We start from the raw sequence: 16,180 nt of genomic DNA, 5'->3' as shown, positions 1-16,180 counted from the left end.
ACGGAGCATCGCTCACCGGGAGCCGTCGCCGAACCAGCGGGCCAGGGCCGACACGTCCTCGTCGCCATGGCCCGCCGCGATCAGGTCGTCCTCCATCGCCGCCACCAGGCCGGCCACCGGCAGCCCCAGCCCCCCGGCGGCGGCGGCCTCCAGGGCGATCGCCAGATCCTTGCGATGCAGCCGCAGGCGGAAGCCGAGCGGGAACTCGCCCCGCAGCATGGCGCCGCCGCGGTGCTCCAGGGCCCAGGAGCCGGCGGCCCCGCCGAGCAGCGCCTGCCGCACCTCCTCCATCGGCAGGCCGAGCCGCTGCCCCAGGGCCAGGGCCTCGGCCACCGCCGCGTAGCTGCCCGCGACCAGCACCTGGTTGACGGCCTTCGCCGCCTGGCCCGCCCCCACCGGACCGATCGCCGTGATCGTGCCGCCCACGGCCTCCAGCACCGGCCGGGCCCGCTCCAGGTCGGCGGCCGCTCCCCCCACCAGCACCGAGAGGGTGCCGGCCCGGGCCCCCTCGGTGCCGCCGGTCACCGGCGCATCCAGATAGGCCACACCGCGCTCGGCCAGGGCGGCGGCCATGGCCCGGGAGGTCTGCGGCGCGATGGTGGAGAAATCGACCACCAGGGCCCCGGGCGCCAGTCCGGCCACGGCAGCGGCGGCGTCGCCCCCCTCACCCAGCAGCACCGCCGCCACAGCCGCGTCGTCGCTCAGGCAGAGGGCGAGCACCGCGGCGCCCCGGGCCGCCGCCGCCGGCGTGGCCGCCCGTTGGGCGCCGGCGACGGCCAGGGGCAGCTCGCGTTCACGGTGGCGGTTGTGGACCGTGAGCGGAAAGCCCTGCGCCAGCAGGTTGGCGGCCATCGGCGCGCCCAGGGCCCCCAGGCCGATGAATCCGACAGGTAGGGCCACGGAGCGTCGTCAGACGTTGAACAGGAACTCCATCACATCCCCTTCAGCCACCACATACTCCTTGCCCTCGCTGCGCAGCCAGCCCCGGTTACGGGCCTCGGCCAGAGTGCCGGCCTCCAGCAGCTGGGCGTAGGCGATGGTCTGGGCACGGATGAAGCCGCGCTCGAAATCGGTGTGGATCACACCGGCCGCCTGGGGGGCCGTCATGCCGGCGGTGATCGTCCAGGCCCGGGTCTCCTTCTCGCCGGTGGTGAAGTAGGTGCGCAGACCCAGCAGGCGATAGGTGGCGCGGATCAGGCTCTGCAGACCGCCCTCGCCCACCCCCAGCCCGGCCAGGTAGTCGGAGCGCTCCTCAGCGGCCAGATCCACCAGCTCGGCCTCCACCTGGGCGGAGATGCGCACCGCTTCGGCGCCCTCCCTGGCGGCCAGGGCCTCGACGGCCGCCACCCAGGCGTTGCCCTCCGCCAGGTCGTCCTCACTGACGTTGGTGGCATAGATGATCGGCTTGCCGGTCAGCAGGCCCAGGTTGCGCACCAGGGCCTGCTCCTCCTCGGTCAGGGTCACCCGCCGAACGGCGCCGCCCTGCTCCAGTTCCGCCTGCAGCCGGGCCAGGGCGCCGTCCTCCGCGGCGGCCTCCTTGCTGGTGCGCATCTGTTTCTTGAGCCGCTCGCGCCGCTTCTCGATCTGGGCCAGATCCGCCAGGCCCAGCTCCAGGTTGATGATCTCGGCGTCCCGCACCGGGTCGACGCTGCCAGAGACGTGGATCACGTCGTCGTCCTCGAAGCAGCGCACCACGTGGACGATGGCATCGACTTCGCGGATGTTGGCCAGGAACTTGTTGCCGAGCCCCTCACCCTGGCTCGCCCCCTGCACCAGTCCGGCGATGTCCACGAATTCCACCCGGGTCGGCACGATCTCCTTGGAACTGGAGAGATCGGAGAGCTTCTGCAGGCGCTCATCGGGAACCGCCACCACCCCCACGTTGGGCTCGATGGTGCAGAAGGGGAAATTGGCCGCCTGGGCCTGGGCGTTGGCCACCAGGGCGTTGAAGAGGGTCGACTTGCCCACGTTGGGCAGCCCGACGATTCCGGCTTTGAGCATGGGGGAAATGTAGGGGGCACCCGGACGGGGGCCTTCGGTCTCCCGCCATTCACAACCCCCACGCGGGCGCGCGAAACTGTTACGAGCGATCCGCCGGCCCATTCCCGCCATCACCCCCCTGCCGCCGGCCCCCGCTCCGACCCGGGAGGCGCCACCGCCACCATCGATCCCGGTGAAAGGCCGGCGCCGCGGTCGCCGCCGCCGCCTCTGGATCGGCCTGGCCGTGGGCCTGGCCCTGCTCGCCACCGCCGGACTCTGGCAGCGGCAGCGCCTGCAGGCCGGCCGCGACCTGGCCCCCTTCACCGTGGTGGCCCGCGAGGGATCCCTGCCCGGGGTGATCACCGCCAGCGGCGAACTCGATGCCGTCCAGCGGGTGAACGTCAGTCCCAAGCGGCAGGGGGTGCTGCTTCAGCTGATGGTCGACGAGGGCGACAGCGTGCGCCGGGGCCAGCCCCTGGCCCTGATGGATGACGGCGACCTGCGCGACCGGCTGATGGAACTGCAGGCGAACGTCCAATCGGCGGAATCGGAACAGCGCCGCAGCGACAGCGAGCTGCGCCGCAATGAACCCCTGTTCCGCCAGGGGGCGATCAGCCTCGACACCATGAATCGGTTCCGTTCCGAGGCGGAGGTGCGGCGCCTGGCCACCGCCGCCGCCCGGCAACGGCTCCGGCAGCGCATGGTGGAGAAGGACGAACTGATCGTGCGGGCCCCCTTCGACGGGGTGATCAGTCAGCGCTACGCCGAGCCGGGGGCCTTCGTCACCCCCACCACCACCGCCTCGGCCACCGCTGGAGCCACCAGTTCCTCGATCGTGGAGCTCTCCCAGGGGCTGGAGGTGGTCGCCAAGGTGCCGGAAAGCGACATCGGCCGGCTGCGGGTGGGCCTGCCCGCCAGCGTGCGCGTCGATGCCTTCCCCGACCGTCGCTTCCAGGCCGTGGTGCGCCAGATCGCCCCGAGGGCGGTGAAGACCAACAACGTCACTTCCTTCGAGGTGAAGCTCCAGCTGACCGATCCGGCCCCGGAACTGCGGATCGGCATGACCGCCGACATCGACTTCCAGACCGGCACCCTTCAGGCCCGGACCGTGGTGCCCACCGTCGCCATCGTCACCGAGGACGGCCGGCCGGGGGTGCTGCTGGTGGGCAAGGGCCAGGAACCCACCTTCCAGCCCGTGGAGCTGGGGGCCAGCAGCGGCAAGGACACCCAGATCCTCTCGGGCCTGGAGAGCGGCACCCGGGTGTTCATCGACCTGCCCCCCTGGGCCAAGAAGCGCCCCTAGGTGGCGAGGCCCAGGTAGCGGCGGGCCGCCTCGACGATCCGGCCGCTGGCCTCCCCGTCGCCGAAGGGATTGTGGGCGTGGGCCATGGCCTGGTAGGCCTCCGGGTCCTCCAGGAGCCGGCTGGCCTCCGCCAGGATCGCCTCGCTGTCGGTGCCGATCAGCTTCGCCGTGCCCGCCGCCACCGCCTCCGGCCGCTCGGTGGTGCGGCGCAGCACCAGCACGGGCTTGCCCAGGGCCGGGGCCTCCTCCTGCAGGCCACCCGAATCGGTGAGCAGCAGCGTGCAGCCGCGCATCGCCGCCACCAGACGGTCGTAGTCGAGCGGCTCGATCAGGAAGGCGCGGGGGTGGGAGCCGAGCAGGGCCTGCAGGGGCTCCCGCACCGTGGGATTGCGGTGCAGCGGCAGCAGCAGAGCGGTGTCGGGGAAGCGTTCGAGCAGGGCGAGGAAGCCACGGCCGATGTCCTGGAGGCGCTCGCCCCAGTTCTCGCGGCGGTGCACGGTGGCCAGCAGCACCCGCTGGTTCTGCCAGTCGAGGCCGGGCAGGTCCCAGTCGGGGGCGGTGCTGGCCATGAGCAGCAGGGCATCAATGACCGTGTTGCCCGTGGTGAGGATCTCGCCCACCACACCCGAAGCCCTCAGGTTCGCCGCCGACTGGGCCGTGGGGGCGAAGTGGAGGCGGGCCAGCTGGGAGATCAGGCGGCGGTTGGCTTCCTCGGGGAAGGGGTCGAGCAGATCGTCGGTGCGCAGGCCGGCCTCCACATGGCCGACGGGGATCTGTTCGTAGAAGGCGGCCAGGGCGCTGGCGAAGGCGGTGGTGGTGTCGCCCTGGACGAGCACGAGGTCGGGGCGGTGCTCCTCGAACTCCTGCTTCAGTCCCTGCAGGGCGGCGCAGGTGACGTGGGTGAGGGTCTGCTTCGGGGCCATCAGGGCCAGGTCATGGTCGGCGGTGAGGCCGAACAGATGCATCACCTGGGTGACCATCTCGCGATGCTGTCCGGTGAGGACGACGCGGGTGCGGAAGTCCTGCGACCGCTGGAAGGCCAGGATCACCGGAGCCAGCTTGATGGCCTCGGGGCGCGTGCCCAGAACGATGCTGACCAGAGGCGGTAGGGACACGGGCCGACGCGGATTGGACGATCCTAGGCAGCCCGGGTTCGCCACTCCCCGGCCAGGCGGGGCGCCGGTCGTCACCCCGGTCCATGGATGCGAATCCGCCCCTAGGATCCCCCCGGAGCGTCACATTCGTGTCGGCGAATTCGCCCGCCTCATTCGACCAACGCCATCGACCAGCGGGACCGCCCCGCGCTCCAGCCGCGTTCCTCCATGCCCCAGGCCCCACCACCGCCCCCCCCTGTGAGCCTCCAGACAGGGGCTGCCCTTTCTGCCCAGGGCATGCCGATGTCGGACGATGGTGGAGCCCCGGCGACGCTCGAGCAGATCGTTCGGGTGGCCTTCGAACGGAATTTCTCCGACATCCACCTCGGCGTCGGTGAGCAGCCCCGGTTCCGCAGCCGCGGCGACATGATCCTGGCCGGTCTGGGCGTCACCGATGGCAACACCTTCCGCGACTGGCTGCGGGAGATCCTGGAGCCGGCCCAGATCGACCGGTTCTTTCAGCAGAAGGAATACGACGGCTCCTACGCCTTCGGTTTCGTGCGGGTGCGGATCAACCTGCTCGAATCGCTGCAGGGTCCGGCGATGGTCCTGCGGCTGATTCCCCAGGCCATTCCCACCATCGACGAGCTCAACCTGCCGCCGGTGCTCAAGGATCTGGCCCAGCGTCCCAAGGGCATGCTCCTGGTCACCGGCCCCACGGGCTCAGGCAAGAGCACCACCCTGGCCGCGGTGATCGACCACATCAACCGCACGATGAAGCGCCACATCCTCACCATCGAGGATCCGGTCGAATTCGTGCACCAGAGCCGCCAGTCCCTGATCCGCCAGCGGGAACTGGGCAGCCACACCCGCCACTTCAAGACGGCCCTCCGCGCCGCGCTCCGGGAGGATCCGGATGTGATCCTGGTGGGGGAGATCCGCGACCAGGACACCCTCACCACGGCGATCGAAGCGTCCCAGACCGGACACCTGCTGCTGGGCACCCTGCACACCAACTCGGCCGTGCGCTCCGTCGAGCGGATGCTGGGAATGTATCCCCCCGACGAACAGGAGATCATCCGGCGATCGGTGGCTGATTCGTTGCTGGGGGTGATCTCCCAGGGCCTGATCAAGACGGTGGATGGCAAACGGGCGTCGTACCACGACGTCTTCATCAACACCGATGCCTGCAAGGACTACATCATGCGGGCCAATCTCGATGAGATCGAATCGATCATGGCCCGCAGCGGTTTCGACGGCATGATCACCTCCAACCAGTATCTGGCCAATCTGGTGTCCTCCGGCAGGGTCCATGCGGAAGATGCTCTCGCCGCCAGCCTCAGGCCCAGCGAGCTGGCCCAGACGATGCGCGGGCGGACCTGAACAGCAGGTTTTCGGAAGGCTCAGGACCGTGGGATCGCTGGGAAACGGGCCGGAGCTCAGCCGCCGGCCAGACGCACCAGCAGCAGAACTCCGAGGCCCACGGAAAGGCCGAGCATCGCCAGACGGCCGTTCCAGATCTCGGCCTGGGGGGTGAAACCACGGCGCCAGGCGTTGAGTTCCTGCTGGGACACGGGTTCCGTGTCGATGAGGGAAGTTTCGCCCTGCTCAATGGGCAGGGGGTTCGCGGGGGCCATGGGGCCAGTCGGTAAGGCGATCTACCCACCTTAAGGGCATCAAAAGGGTGGCTGTGGCGCATAGAGGGCGCCGGCCTGCTCCAGGGGGAGCCGGGCCGCCACCCCCAGGCTGATCCCACTGCGCCCCCCCGCCTCGAGCCGCTCGACCGCCGCCAGGCCCACCATGGCGGCGTTGTCGGTGCAGTAGGCCAGGGGCGCGACGCGCCAGGAGAGACCGCGGGCTGCGGTCGCCTCCGCCATCAGGCGGCGCAGGCGCCGGTTGGCGGCCACGCCCCCCACCAGCACCACCGTCTCCAGGCCCGCCTCGACGGCACAGCGGCAGCTGCGCTCCACCAGCACCTCGGCCACCCCCTGCTCGAAGCTCGCCGCCAGGTCGGCCACGGGCAGGGGAACGCCCTCGCCGGCGAGCCGCTGCACCTGGCGCAGCACCGCCGTCTTGAGGCCGCTGAAGCTGAAGTCGTAGGGATGGAAGCCCCCCTCGGGAAGGGAGACCCTCCCCTTGGGAAAGCGGAAACGACCGGGGTCGCCACCGGCTGCCGCCGCCTCGATGGCGGGCCCGCCCGGATAGCCCAGCCCGAGCAGCCGGGCCACCTTGTCGAAGCACTCGCCGGCCGCATCGTCGCGGCTGCGGCCCAGGCGGGTGTAGGCCCCGGGACCATCGACGCGGATCAGCTCGGTGTGGCCGCCGCTGACCAGCAGCACGAGGTACGGACCCGCCGGCAGGGGATCGCCCAGGTGCACCGAGCACAGATGCCCCTCCAGGTGGTGCACCCCCAGGAAGGGCTTGCCATGCAGCCGCGCCAGGGTGCGGGCCGTGACCGACCCCACCAGCAGGGCCCCGGCCAGGCCGGGGGCGACCGTGGCGGCGACGGCATCGAGATCAGCCATCGCCAGACCGCTCTCCTCCAGCACCCGGGCGATCAGGGCCGGCAGCGCCTCCACGTGGCGGCGCGAGGCGATCTCCGGCACCACCCCGCCCCAGCGGGCGTGCTCCTCCATCTGGGAGGCCACGGCCCCCGCCAGCACCCGCCGACCGGCCACGATCGCCGCCGCTGACTCGTCACAACTTGTTTCGAGGGCCAGAACCGTGCGCATGCTCCCTGGGGAGCTCCCCTACTGTCCGCACGAGCCATCCTGCCCCGCGGCAGTTCCCCCGCGGCCCCTCTCCATGCGCCGTCTTCTCTCCAGTCGTTCCTTCGCCATCCGGGCCTTCGCCCTGGTGGCGTCCGTGTTCCTGCTCTTCGGCTTCGCCCCCTCGGCCCGGGCCGACATCGGCGGACTCACCCCCTGCAGCGAGACCCCCCGCTTCCAGCAGCGCGCCGCCGCTGCGAAAACGGATCAGGCCAAGGCCCGCTTCGCGTATTACGGGGAGGCCCTGTGTGGCACCGATGGCCTGCCCCACCTGATCACGGATGGCCGCTGGAGCCACGCCGGTGACTTCACGATTCCCGGCCTCCTCTTTCTGTACATCGCCGGCACGATCGGCTGGGCCGGCCGTGGCTATCTGATCGCCATCCGCGGCAGCAAGGACGCCACCATGCGTGAAATCCAGATCGATCTGCCCCTGGCCTTCAAGACCACCCTGGCCGCTGCCGTCTGGCCCCTGGCAGCCCTCAAGGAGTTCACCAGCGGAGCCCTGGTGGAATCCGACTCCAAAGTCACCGTTTCCCCCCGCTGATTCCAAGAGCCATGAAGAAATTCCTCACCACCGCTCCCGTCGTCGCCGCCGTCTGGTTCACCCTCACCGCCGGCATCACGATCGAGGTCTTCCGCTTCTTCCCGGATCTGATCATCCACTGACCCTGAAGTCAGCAGCAAGTCTGATCGACTCCACCCAGCGGCCCTTGTACGGGCCGCTTTTTTCATGGCGGCATGACCCAGGCGGTGCTGTCAGACGGCGTCGCCAAATCCCAGCAGCCGCTCCAGTTCCTGCAGGGCCACGTCAAGGTCGCCGTTGACCAGCACGGCATCGAACTCCGCCTCGGCGGTGAGCTCCTGGCGTGCCCGCGCCAGCCGCCGCGTGATCGCCTCCTCGCTGTCAGTCCCACGGCCGCGGATGCGGCGCTCCAGTTCCTCGAAGCTGGGCGGCTTGATCAGCAGCTGAAAGGCCGCCGGAAAGGTGCGCCTGACCTGGCGGGCGCCCTCCAGCTCGATCTCCAGCAGCACCGGACGCCCCTGGGCGAGCTGGGCCTCCACCGGGGGCCGGGGGGTGCCGTAGAGGTGGCCCGCGAACTCGGCCCACTCCAGGAAGCCCCCGCCGGCCACCTGGGCCTCGAAGGCGGGGCGCGTCAGGAAGAAGTAGTGCTGCCCGTCGATCTCACCGGGACGGGGCGAGCGGGTGGTGGCCGAGACCGAAAGCCACAGGGCGGGGTGCCGCTGCAGCAGCCGGGCCACGAGGGTCCCCTTGCCCACCCCGCTGGGGCCGGTGATCACCGTGAGCCGGCCGCTGGAGGGGGGGGAGTCCATGGATGACTGGCGCTGGGGCGCACAGTAGGGGTGGACCGCTCTGAGGCGACAGAGGAGGCGATGGCCCCATCCCCGTCCATCCAGACCATGGATGTGACCAGCCTGCGCGCCGTGCTGGCCGAGATGCGCCGCGGCCTGCTGCCCAGCCGTTTCGAAAAGGCCCAGCAGCCCGATGCCCATCGTCTGCAGCTGGGCCTCCGCAGCCTGCGGGGCACCCTCTGGCTGGAGCTCAGCTGGCTGGCGGAGGCCCCGCGCCTGCTGGTGGTCGAGCCGCCCCTGAAGCAGGGGGAGGGCAGCACCCTGGCCCAGCAGCTGCAGCACGGCCTGCGGGGCCTGGCCCTGGTGAGCCTGGAGCAGCAGGGCTGGGAGCGGGTGGTGACCCTGGGCTTCGCCCCCAGGCCCGGCGAGCCGATCCGGAGGCAGCTGGTGCTGGAGCTGATGGGGCGCCACAGCAACCTGTTCCTGCTCGACGAAGACCAGCGGGTGATCGCCCTGGCCCGCCAGGTGCGCCAGGACCGGTCGCGGCTGCGGCCGATCGGCACCGGCGATCCCTACCAGCCGCCACCGCCCATGGCCGGCGAACCGCCCCGGCTGGAGGAGGAGGTCGCCTCCTGGCGGCGGCGCCTCGGCCTCCTGCCCCAGACCGTCGGCGAGGCCCTGATGGGCGCCTACCAGGGGATCGGCCCGACCCTGGCCCGCCAGCTGACGCAGGACGGGCTGGCCCGGCCGGTGCAGAGCCTGGAGGAGGAGGCGTGGCAGCGACTCTGGCACCGCTGGCGGCTCTGGCTGGAGACGGTGGCCGAGGGGCGCTTCCAGCTGGGCTGGGGCGGCCCCAGCGACTACCGCTGCTGGGACCCCGAAGGGACGCCGACCGCCGCCGACGACGACGACTGGGCGATCAACCGGGGACTGGCGGGCTACTACGCCGCTCGCCTGGGGAGCCGGGAGCTGGAGCAGCGGCGGGCGAGCCTGCGGCAGCGGCTGCTAAACGCCGCGGCCCGGGAGCGCCGCAACGCCGAGCAGCAGCAGGTCCTGCTGGAGGCCGTGCCCGGCAGTGACGCGATGCAGCGCCGGGCGGACGGACTGCTCAGCCTGCCGTCGCCGTCGCGGGAGGAGATCGACGAAGCCCAGCGGCTGTACCGCCGGGCCCGCAAGCTGCGCCGTTCCGTCGCCGCGATCACCCCGCGGCTGGAGCTGCATCAGCAGCGGCTGGCCGCCATCGAAGCCAGTCTCACCTTCCTGGAACAGGCGGAAAACGGGGCCCAGCTGGCCGCCGTGGAGGAGGACCTCCCCGTCCTGCTGCCCGCCCGGGAGGGCCAGGGGCCGGGGCCGTCCCGGCGGGTCCGACGCGGGGCGGCCGGGGGCGCTCCGGCCCCGCTGGAGCTGCGCAGCAGCGGTGGCCTGCGGCTGCAGGTGGGCCGCAACCATCGCCAGAACGAATGGATCAGCCTGCAGCAGGCCCGGCGCGGCGACCTCTGGTTCCATGCCCAGGAGTGTCCGGGCAGCCACGTGGTGCTCAAGGGCTCGGAGGGCACCCCCAGCGACGCGGACCTGCGGGAGGCGGCCGACCTGGCGGCCCACTTCAGCCGCGGCCGGGCCAACGGCCGGGTGCCGGTGGTGATGGTGCCGACCACGGATCTGCAGCGCATCGCCGGCGCCGGCCCCGGCACGGTGCGTCACCGGGGGGGCGAGGTGCTGTGGGCGGTGCCCGAACGGGCCGCAGTTCTGCTGGCCGCGCCCCCTAGGCTGCCGGGAACGGAACAGCCATGAGCGACCCCATCCCCGAGGACACCTTCCCCGGCGAGTTCCCCGGCGAGGTTCACATGAGCCTGGTGGAGCACCTCGAGGAGCTCCGCCGGCGGGTGCTTCGCAGCCTGCTGGCCGTGGTGGTCGGCGCCGCCGCCTGCCTGCTGGCGGTGCGGCCCCTGGTGCGGCTGCTGGAGGTGCCGGCCGAGGGGATCCGCTTCCTGCAGCTGGCCCCGGGTGAATTCCTGTTCGTGTCGCTGAAGGTGGCCGGCTATGCGGGGCTCACCCTGGCCCTGCCCTACGTGATCTTCGAGGTTCTGGCCTTCGTGCTGCCGGGGCTGACCCGGCGGGAGCGGCGGCTGGTGGCCCCCGCCGTCGCCGGCTCGACGGTGCTGTTCGCGGCCGGTCTGGCCTTCGCCTGGTGGGCCCTGGTGCCGGCGGCCCTGCGCTTCCTGGTGTCCTACGGGGCCGATGTGGTGGAGCCGATCTGGTCGATCGAGCGCTATCTCGACTTCGTGCTGCTGCTGATGGTGGCCACGGCCCTGGCCTTCCAGCTGCCGGTGCTGCAGCTGCTGCTCGGCGCCCTGGGGCTGATCGACTGGCGCACCATGCTGGGCGCCTGGCGCTGGGTGGTGCTGGTGGCGGCCCTGGCCGGGGCGGTGCTGACCCCCTCCACCGACCCGATCACGATGCTGCTGCTCACGGGCGCGATCACGGCGCTCTATCTGCTGGGGGTGGCCCTGGTGGCCCTGGCCGAGGGGCTGCGGCCCTCCCCCTCCACCTGAACGGCCGGCCCCCGTCCGGGCCTCAGAGCATGAACTCGCTGGCGCGCCCCGCCGGCAGCTCCAGGGGCAGGGACAGGGCCTTGCCCAGCCGGGGCTTGTCGTTGGTGGTCCGCAGCCACTGGCGCACCTGGGACGCCACCCCGAGGCCGTTGAGGGAGCCCACCAGCTCCTCGAGGTGCGCCTCGTAGGCCTCGGGGGTGAGCGGGAACGACTGCTGCTCGAGATAGCCCCACATCACATGGAGATAGAGGCGGCCGCGACGCTGGACCAGCTGCAGGTCATAGGAGGCCTGCCAGCGGCTGCGCAGCAGCTCCAGCAGTTCCTCCCGCCGCAGCGGTTCCGGTGAGGTCATGGCGGACGGCGCACTCCACAACAGCATGTTGCAGCCGGTCTCCGCCGGGTGCGGCTCGGACCCGGGGCGGGAAGGGCAAGGTTCATAATGGGCGCCACGTCAATCGGTCACACCGCGCCGTTCCCTATGACCCAGATCCCTGCGGCCTCTTCGAACGGCGGTGCCTCTGGTGACGTGCCCGGCATGGGCCGCCGCCAGTTCATGAACCTGCTGACCTTCGGCTCCGTCACGGGGGTGGCCCTGGGTGCCCTCTACCCGGTCGTCAACTACTTCATTCCGCCCAAGGCCGCGGGCAGCGGTGGCGGCGTCACCGCCAAGGACGAACTGGGCAACAGCGTCACCGCCACCGGCTGGCTGGCCACCCACAAGGAGGGTGACCGCAGCCTGGTGCAGGGTCTCAAGGGTGACCCCACCTACCTGCTGGTCGAAGGCGGCGAGGCCATCGGCGACTACGGCATCAACGCCATCTGCACCCACCTGGGCTGCGTGGTGCCCTGGAACAGCGGCGCCAACCGCTTCATCTGCCCCTGCCACGGCAGCCAGTACGACGCCACCGGCAAGGTGGTGCGCGGTCCGGCGCCCCTCTCCCTGGCCCTGGCCCACGTCAGCGTCGAGAACGACAACGTGTTCCTCAGCCAGTGGACCGAAACCGATTTCCGCACGGGCGAAAAGGCCTGGTGGGCCTGATCGGCGCCTGAATCCCCTCCCCGTTCTCCTCTCCGACGCCCGCCACCTCCACCCCCATGCGCCGCTTCCTCTCCCCCCTGTTCGGCACCCTGCTCACCGTCAGCCTCTCGCTGGGCGTGGTGCTCCTGGGGGCCAGCCCCAGCTGGGCCTACCCCTTCTGGGCCCAGCAGAACTACGCCACGCCGCGTGAGGCCACGGGCAAGATCGTCTGCGCCAACTGCCACCTGGCCAAGAAGGCCACCCGGGTGGAGGTGCCCCAGGCGGTGTTCCCCGACACGGTGTTCAAGGCGGTGGTCGAAATCCCCTACGACACCTCGGTGCAGCAGGTCTCCGGTAACGGCAGCCCCGCCGGCCTGAACGTCGGCGCGGTGGTGATGCTCCCCGACGGCTTCACCCTGGCCCCCCAGGACCGCCTCAGCGACGAGCTCAAGGAGGAGACCGCCGGCATCTACTACACCCAGTACAGCGACGACCAGCCCAACATCCTGCTGGTGGGCCCCCTTCCCGGTGACCAGCACCAGGAGATCGTCTTCCCGATCCTCTCTCCCGACCCGGCCACCGACAGCGCCATCCACTTCGGCAAGTACCAGGTCCACGTCGGAGCCAACCGTGGCCGCGGCCAGGTGACCCCCGAGGGTGAGAAGACCAACAACACCGTCTACACCGCCCCGGCGGCCGGCACGGTCAGCGCCATCAGCACCGACGCCAACGGCGCCACCGTGGTGGAGATCACCGGCGCCGCCGGAAGCGTCACCGAGATGGTTCCCGCCGGGCCCACCCTGACCGTCGCCATCGGCGACGCCGTCGAGGCCGGCGCCCCGATCACCAACGATCCCAACGTCGGTGGCTTCGGCCAGATCGACGCCGAGGTGGTGCTTCAGAACCCGGTGCGCATCTACGGCCTGCTGGCCTTCTTCGCCGCCGTGGCCCTCGCCCAGATCATGCTGGTGCTCAAGAAGCGCCAGGTGGAGAAGGTCCAGGCGGCGGAGGGCTTCTGAGCCTTCCTCTCGGCCTCTTCACCTCTCCGGGACCCCTGATCTTCCAGCTGGGTCCCGTCTCCGTTCGCTGGTACGGCCTGCTCATCGCCCTGGCGGTTCTCCTTGGTCTGCTGCTGGCCACCCGGCTGGGCCGCCTCAGGGGCATCGACCCGGCCCTGATCGCCGACCTGCTGCCCCTGCTGGTGCTCGGGGCCGTCGTGGGTGCCCGGATCTACTACGTGGCACTGGAATGGCGCCAGTACCGCAGTGACTGGTCCGATGTCTTCGCCATCTGGCGCGGCGGCATCGCCATCCACGGTGCCCTGATCGGCGGCACGCTGGTGACCGTGCTCTTCTGCCGCTGGCGCCGCCAGGCCTTCTGGCCGCTGCTGGATGTGCTCGTGCCCGCCGTGGCCCTGGGCCAGGCCATCGGGCGCTGGGGCAACTTCTTCAACTCCGAGGCCTTCGGCCTGCCCACCAACCTCCCCTGGGCCCTGACGATTCCCATGGCCAACCGGCCGCCGGAGTTCCTTGATCAGGCGTCGTTCCACCCCACCTTCCTGTACGAGTCGCTCTGGAACCTGGGGGTCTGCGCCCTGCTGCTGGTCCTGTTCCGCCTTGGCGGCAGCGGCCGCCTGCGGCTGCCGGCCGGTGCCCTGAGCTGCGTCTACCTCATGGCCTACAGCAGCGGCCGCCTCTGGATCGAGGGGCTGCGGCTCGATCCCCTCTGCCTGTTCTCCCAGCCCCCCTTCTGCAGCGGCGGCCTGCGCATGGCCCAGCTGATGAGCCTGCTGCTGATCCTGCTGGGGGGTGCGGGTCTGCTCTGGCTCTACCGCTTCCGCCGTCCCCTCCCCGACCCCTCCGGCCTGACCGCATGACAGCCACCGTCCAGATCGTGGGAGCCGGTCCCGGCGCCCCGGACCTGCTCACCCTCCGGGCCGCGCGGGCCATCGAATCGGCCCAGGTGCTGGTCTGGACCGACTCCCTGGTGAATCCCCAGATCGCCGCCCTGGCGCCGCCGGGGTGCGAGAGCGTCCGCACCAGCACCCTCACCCTCGAGGAGGTGATGGCCGTGGTGCTGGAGCGGGCCCAGGCGGGGCAGCGGGTGGTGCGCCTCCATGACGGCGATCCCTGCCTCTACGGCGCCCTGCAGGAGCAGATCTGCCGGTTGGCCGACGCCGGGCTGGCCGTGGAGGTGGTGCCGGGCCTGAGCGCCTACCAGGCCACCGCCGCCGCCCTGGGGGCCGAGCTGACCATCCCTGGCCGGGTGCAGACGATCGTGCTGAGCCGGGCGGGCGGACGCACCGGCACGCCGGAGCGGGAATCCCTGGCCCGGCTCGCCGCCCTGCAGGCCTCCCTGTGCCTGTACCTGAGCGCCCGCCATGTGGAGGAGGTGCAGGGGGAGCTGCTGCAGCACTACCCGGCGGACACCCCCGTGGCCATCGGCTACCGGGTCAGCTGGCCCGACCAGTGGCTCACGGTGGTGCCCCTCGAGGCGATGGCCCGGGTCAGCCGTGAGCGGAACCTGATCCGCACCACCCTCTACGTGGTGAGTCCGGCCCTGCGGGACGCCGACGGGGCCCGTTCCCTGCTCTATTCCGCCAGCCACAACCACCTGTTCCGCGGCGGCGCCGAGTGACGGCGGCGGCCCCCCGCCTGCGCCACTGGCGGGGTTGGGTGGGGGCCGCGGAGGCCGATGGCTGGCTGCGGACGCTGCTGGAGGAGGTGCCCTGGAAGCAGGAGTCCATCACCGTCTACGGCCGCCGCCACGCCATGCCCCGCCTCACCTGCTGGATGGCCGACCCGGGCTGCGGCTACCGCTACTCCGGGCTGCAGAACGCCATCGAGCCCTGGACCCCCCTCACCGGCGCCATCCGCCGGCGTGTGGGGGAGGCCGCGATGGGGGACTTCAATTCCCTGCTGCTGAATCTCTACCGCGATGGCCGCGATGCCATGGGCTGGCACGCCGATGACGAGGCCGAGCTCGACCCTGGGGCACCGATCGCCTCCGTGAGCCTGGGGGCGAGCCGCACCCTGCGCTTCCGCCCCCGCCAGCGCGGCTCCGCCCCGACCATGGCGGTGGAACTGGGCCACGGGGACCTGCTGCTGATGGACCCGCCCACCCAGCGCCACTGGCAGCACGGACTGCCGCGGCGGCTGAAGGTGGGCGCCCCCCGGCTCAACCTGACCTTCCGGGTGGTGCGAGTGCCGCCGTAGGGGGCGGCTGCGTCGGCCATCGGAGCGCCGGGGCGGTGGCGACAATGGATGCGGTGTGCCTCCGAGGGGCGTTTCGAGGGCGATGGCCAGTTCCCGTGGAAGCCGAGTCCGGCCGTTGCTGCCGGTGCTGCTGGGCCTGACCCTGCTGGCCGGCGGCTGCCAGGGGGCCGGGGTGAGTGAGGCCGGCCGGGAGCGCTGCCGCCGGCTCAGCGCCGCCGCCGGAAATCCGCTAACGGCGGCCCTGAGCTACCTCCGCTGCCTGCCCGGCACGGACCGCAGCCTGGCGATGGAGCGGGCGGCGATGGAGAAGGCGGCGGCCGCCCGGCGCGAGGCCCTTGACGCCTGCCGCCGACGCCAGGGGAGGATCGCCACCCTGATGGAGTCCTTGCGCAGCGCCGAACAGGAGCTGGCGGCGGCCCGCAACACCCCCTTCCGCCCCAGCGTGGCGCCCCCCCAGCCCCTGGACGACGGCAGGGAATCCCGGTACCGCCCGGAGGACCAGCGCCTCGACCGCGAACGCTACGAGGAGGCCCTCGGGGCCTGGGAGCAGCAGGTGGCCGGCGAGCGGGCCCGGTGGCTCCAGCGGCGGGATGCCCGCATCACCGCCGCCCAGGACCGCCTCAACCGGGACGCCCAGGCCCTGAGGGACCTGCAGCCCGATCTGTTCACCGGGCCAGCGAGCATCGAATTCAATCCCGTGGCGGTCGGACGTCTGCGCACTGGCTGCAGCAGCTAGCCGGCATTTGACAGTGAGTTCGGCGACCGTGTAGGAGGGTTCTGGCCAACGGGCCGGGCCGAAACTCTCAGCCGCAGAAAGACCCACTTTCAGTGTCGAAGAGGTGTCGGCCGCAACGACGGGCGATTAGCACAGCGGTAGCGCACTTCCTTCACACGGAAGGGGTCACTGGTTCGAATCCAGTATCGCCCATGTCTTTC

19 protein-coding genes and 1 tRNA gene are annotated in these 16,180 nt (G+C 71.4%); 13 read left to right on the top strand and 7 right to left on the bottom strand.

Features of this window, described 5'->3' with window-relative positions; genetic code table 11:
• Positions 1 to 12: 12 nt before the first annotated feature.
• Entirely contained in the window at positions 13 to 900 is an 888-nt protein-coding gene (locus KUG38_RS04005) for an NAD(P)-dependent oxidoreductase (RefSeq protein WP_216919201.1), read from the bottom strand.
• Positions 901 to 909: 9 nt separating this feature from the next.
• On the bottom strand, positions 910 to 2,001 hold the full coding sequence (ychF, locus tag KUG38_RS04000) for a redox-regulated ATPase YchF (RefSeq protein ID WP_216919199.1): 1,092 nt from the start codon (positions 1,999 to 2,001) through the stop codon (positions 910 to 912).
• A 172-nt stretch (positions 2,002 to 2,173) separates the two neighbouring features.
• On the opposite strand from ychF, the gene KUG38_RS03995 reads away from it, so the two are divergent.
• A complete protein-coding gene (locus KUG38_RS03995; protein WP_353617704.1) occupies positions 2,174 to 3,283 on the top strand; it encodes an efflux RND transporter periplasmic adaptor subunit in 1,110 nt (369 codons plus the stop codon).
• Here the strand turns inward: KUG38_RS03995 and wecB are convergent.
• Complete coding sequence (gene wecB, locus KUG38_RS03990) at positions 3,280 to 4,398, bottom strand: non-hydrolyzing UDP-N-acetylglucosamine 2-epimerase (RefSeq protein WP_216919197.1); 1,119 nt, start codon at positions 4,396 to 4,398, stop codon at positions 3,280 to 3,282. The two genes, KUG38_RS03995 and wecB, sit on opposite strands and share 4 nt — an antisense overlap.
• Before the next feature lie 276 nt (positions 4,399 to 4,674).
• Here wecB and KUG38_RS03985 point away from each other — a divergent pair, with 276 nt between their 5' ends.
• A complete protein-coding gene (locus KUG38_RS03985) occupies positions 4,675 to 5,760 on the top strand; it encodes a type IV pilus twitching motility protein PilT (RefSeq protein ID WP_286195598.1) in 1,086 nt (361 codons plus the stop codon).
• Between the two features lie 56 nt (positions 5,761 to 5,816).
• Here the strand turns inward: KUG38_RS03985 and KUG38_RS03980 are convergent, their stop codons facing one another.
• Together KUG38_RS03980 and tsaD are read right to left on the bottom strand one after the other, a co-directional pair.
• Positions 5,817 to 6,014, bottom strand: a complete 198-nt coding sequence (locus KUG38_RS03980; protein ID WP_094584853.1) for a high light inducible protein — start codon at positions 6,012 to 6,014, stop codon at positions 5,817 to 5,819.
• 39 nt (positions 6,015 to 6,053) lie between these two features.
• Positions 6,054 to 7,109, bottom strand: a complete 1,056-nt coding sequence (gene tsaD, locus KUG38_RS03975) for a tRNA (adenosine(37)-N6)-threonylcarbamoyltransferase complex transferase subunit TsaD (protein WP_216919193.1) — start codon at positions 7,107 to 7,109, stop codon at positions 6,054 to 6,056.
• 73 nt (positions 7,110 to 7,182) lie between these two features.
• On the opposite strand from tsaD, the gene KUG38_RS03970 reads away from it, so the two are divergent.
• Complete coding sequence (locus KUG38_RS03970; protein WP_094584855.1) at positions 7,183 to 7,692, top strand: Photosystem I reaction center subunit III; 510 nt, start codon at positions 7,183 to 7,185, stop codon at positions 7,690 to 7,692.
• 11 nt (positions 7,693 to 7,703) lie between these two features.
• A complete protein-coding gene (locus KUG38_RS03965; RefSeq protein WP_094584856.1) occupies positions 7,704 to 7,814 on the top strand; it encodes a Photosystem I reaction center subunit IX in 111 nt (36 codons plus the stop codon).
• A gap of 90 nt (positions 7,815 to 7,904) precedes the next feature.
• Here KUG38_RS03965 and gmk read toward each other — a convergent pair whose 3' ends face one another.
• A complete protein-coding gene (gene gmk, locus KUG38_RS03960) occupies positions 7,905 to 8,480 on the bottom strand; it encodes a guanylate kinase (protein WP_216919190.1) in 576 nt (191 codons plus the stop codon).
• A 60-nt stretch (positions 8,481 to 8,540) separates the two neighbouring features.
• On the opposite strand from gmk, the gene KUG38_RS03955 reads away from it, so the two are divergent.
• Together KUG38_RS03955 and tatC are read left to right on the top strand one after the other, a co-directional pair.
• Positions 8,541 to 10,250, top strand: coding sequence for an Rqc2 family fibronectin-binding protein (locus KUG38_RS03955; RefSeq protein ID WP_216919188.1), 1,710 nt, complete (start codon positions 8,541 to 8,543; stop codon positions 10,248 to 10,250).
• Positions 10,247 to 11,011 carry a twin-arginine translocase subunit TatC gene (gene tatC / locus KUG38_RS03950; RefSeq protein ID WP_216919186.1) on the top strand — a complete coding sequence of 255 codons (765 nt, stop codon included), beginning with the start codon at positions 10,247 to 10,249 and terminating at the stop codon, positions 11,009 to 11,011. Before KUG38_RS03955 ends, tatC begins: the two co-directional genes overlap by 4 nt.
• Positions 11,012 to 11,033: 22 nt before the next feature.
• On the opposite strand, the gene KUG38_RS03945 is transcribed toward tatC, so the two are convergent.
• Positions 11,034 to 11,363 carry a DUF3067 family protein gene (locus KUG38_RS03945; RefSeq protein WP_286195596.1) on the bottom strand — a complete coding sequence of 110 codons (330 nt, stop codon included), beginning with the start codon at positions 11,361 to 11,363 and terminating at the stop codon, positions 11,034 to 11,036.
• Positions 11,364 to 11,489: 126 nt separating this feature from the next.
• Here KUG38_RS03945 and petC point away from each other — a divergent pair, with 126 nt between their 5' ends.
• From petC to KUG38_RS03910, 7 genes are all read left to right on the top strand, one after another.
• Positions 11,490 to 12,050: a cytochrome b6-f complex iron-sulfur subunit gene (gene petC, locus KUG38_RS03940; protein ID WP_094584860.1), complete on the top strand. Its 561-nt coding sequence runs from the start codon at positions 11,490 to 11,492 to the stop codon at positions 12,048 to 12,050.
• A gap of 56 nt (positions 12,051 to 12,106) precedes the next feature.
• Positions 12,107 to 13,048 (top strand): cytochrome f, encoded by a 942-nt coding sequence (gene petA, locus KUG38_RS03935; RefSeq protein WP_216919183.1) that lies wholly within the window; start codon positions 12,107 to 12,109, stop codon positions 13,046 to 13,048.
• Positions 13,045 to 13,905, top strand: a complete 861-nt coding sequence (gene lgt / locus KUG38_RS03930; RefSeq protein ID WP_216919292.1) for a prolipoprotein diacylglyceryl transferase — start codon at positions 13,045 to 13,047, stop codon at positions 13,903 to 13,905. The genes petA and lgt overlap by 4 nt, the downstream gene beginning before the upstream one ends.
• A complete protein-coding gene (gene cobM / locus KUG38_RS03925) occupies positions 13,902 to 14,666 on the top strand; it encodes a precorrin-4 C(11)-methyltransferase (RefSeq protein WP_216919181.1) in 765 nt (254 codons plus the stop codon). Before lgt ends, cobM begins: the two co-directional genes overlap by 4 nt.
• Positions 14,663 to 15,244 (top strand): alpha-ketoglutarate-dependent dioxygenase AlkB family protein, encoded by a 582-nt coding sequence (locus tag KUG38_RS03920; protein ID WP_216919179.1) that lies wholly within the window; start codon positions 14,663 to 14,665, stop codon positions 15,242 to 15,244. The genes cobM and KUG38_RS03920 overlap by 4 nt, the downstream gene beginning before the upstream one ends.
• Positions 15,245 to 15,326: 82 nt before the next feature.
• Positions 15,327 to 15,980, top strand: coding sequence for a hypothetical protein (locus KUG38_RS03915; RefSeq protein WP_216919177.1), 654 nt, complete (start codon positions 15,327 to 15,329; stop codon positions 15,978 to 15,980).
• Between the two features lie 120 nt (positions 15,981 to 16,100).
• Positions 16,101 to 16,172: transfer RNA gene (locus tag KUG38_RS03910), tRNA-Val, on the top strand.
• Positions 16,173 to 16,180 lie beyond the last annotated feature (8 nt).

The organism is Synechococcus sp. CCAP 1479/9 (assembly GCF_019038535.1).
In the GTDB taxonomy this organism is placed as follows: Bacteria; Cyanobacteriota; Cyanobacteriia; order PCC-6307; family Cyanobiaceae; genus Cyanobium.
The sequence above is the reverse complement of the archived record's forward strand: the minus strand, read 5'-3'. Positions and strand labels throughout refer to the sequence as shown.

What these genes read in the sequence shown, in the direction of transcription:
- ychF (WP_216919199.1), bottom strand. Translation starts at nt 2,001, where the DNA reads ATGCTCAAAGCCGGAATCGTCGGGCTGCCCAACGTGGGCAAGTCGACC.
- KUG38_RS03985 (WP_286195598.1), top strand. Translation starts at nt 4,675, where the DNA reads ATGCCGATGTCGGACGATGGTGGAGCCCCGGCGACGCTCGAGCAGATC.
- KUG38_RS03980 (WP_094584853.1), bottom strand. Translation starts at nt 6,014, where the DNA reads ATGGCCCCCGCGAACCCCCTGCCCATTGAGCAGGGCGAAACTTCCCTC.
- tsaD (WP_216919193.1), bottom strand. Translation starts at nt 7,109, where the DNA reads ATGCGCACGGTTCTGGCCCTCGAAACAAGTTGTGACGAGTCAGCGGCG.
- KUG38_RS03970 (WP_094584855.1), top strand. Translation starts at nt 7,183, where the DNA reads ATGCGCCGTCTTCTCTCCAGTCGTTCCTTCGCCATCCGGGCCTTCGCC.
- KUG38_RS03965 (WP_094584856.1), top strand. Translation starts at nt 7,704, where the DNA reads ATGAAGAAATTCCTCACCACCGCTCCCGTCGTCGCCGCCGTCTGGTTC.
- gmk (WP_216919190.1), bottom strand. Translation starts at nt 8,480, where the DNA reads ATGGACTCCCCCCCCTCCAGCGGCCGGCTCACGGTGATCACCGGCCCC.
- KUG38_RS03955 (WP_216919188.1), top strand. Translation starts at nt 8,541, where the DNA reads ATGGCCCCATCCCCGTCCATCCAGACCATGGATGTGACCAGCCTGCGC.
- tatC (WP_216919186.1), top strand. Translation starts at nt 10,247, where the DNA reads ATGAGCGACCCCATCCCCGAGGACACCTTCCCCGGCGAGTTCCCCGGC.
- KUG38_RS03945 (WP_286195596.1), bottom strand. Translation starts at nt 11,363, where the DNA reads ATGACCTCACCGGAACCGCTGCGGCGGGAGGAACTGCTGGAGCTGCTG.
- petC (WP_094584860.1), top strand. Translation starts at nt 11,490, where the DNA reads ATGACCCAGATCCCTGCGGCCTCTTCGAACGGCGGTGCCTCTGGTGAC.
- petA (WP_216919183.1), top strand. Translation starts at nt 12,107, where the DNA reads ATGCGCCGCTTCCTCTCCCCCCTGTTCGGCACCCTGCTCACCGTCAGC.
- cobM (WP_216919181.1), top strand. Translation starts at nt 13,902, where the DNA reads ATGACAGCCACCGTCCAGATCGTGGGAGCCGGTCCCGGCGCCCCGGAC.
- KUG38_RS03915 (WP_216919177.1), top strand. Translation starts at nt 15,327, where the DNA reads ATGGCCAGTTCCCGTGGAAGCCGAGTCCGGCCGTTGCTGCCGGTGCTG.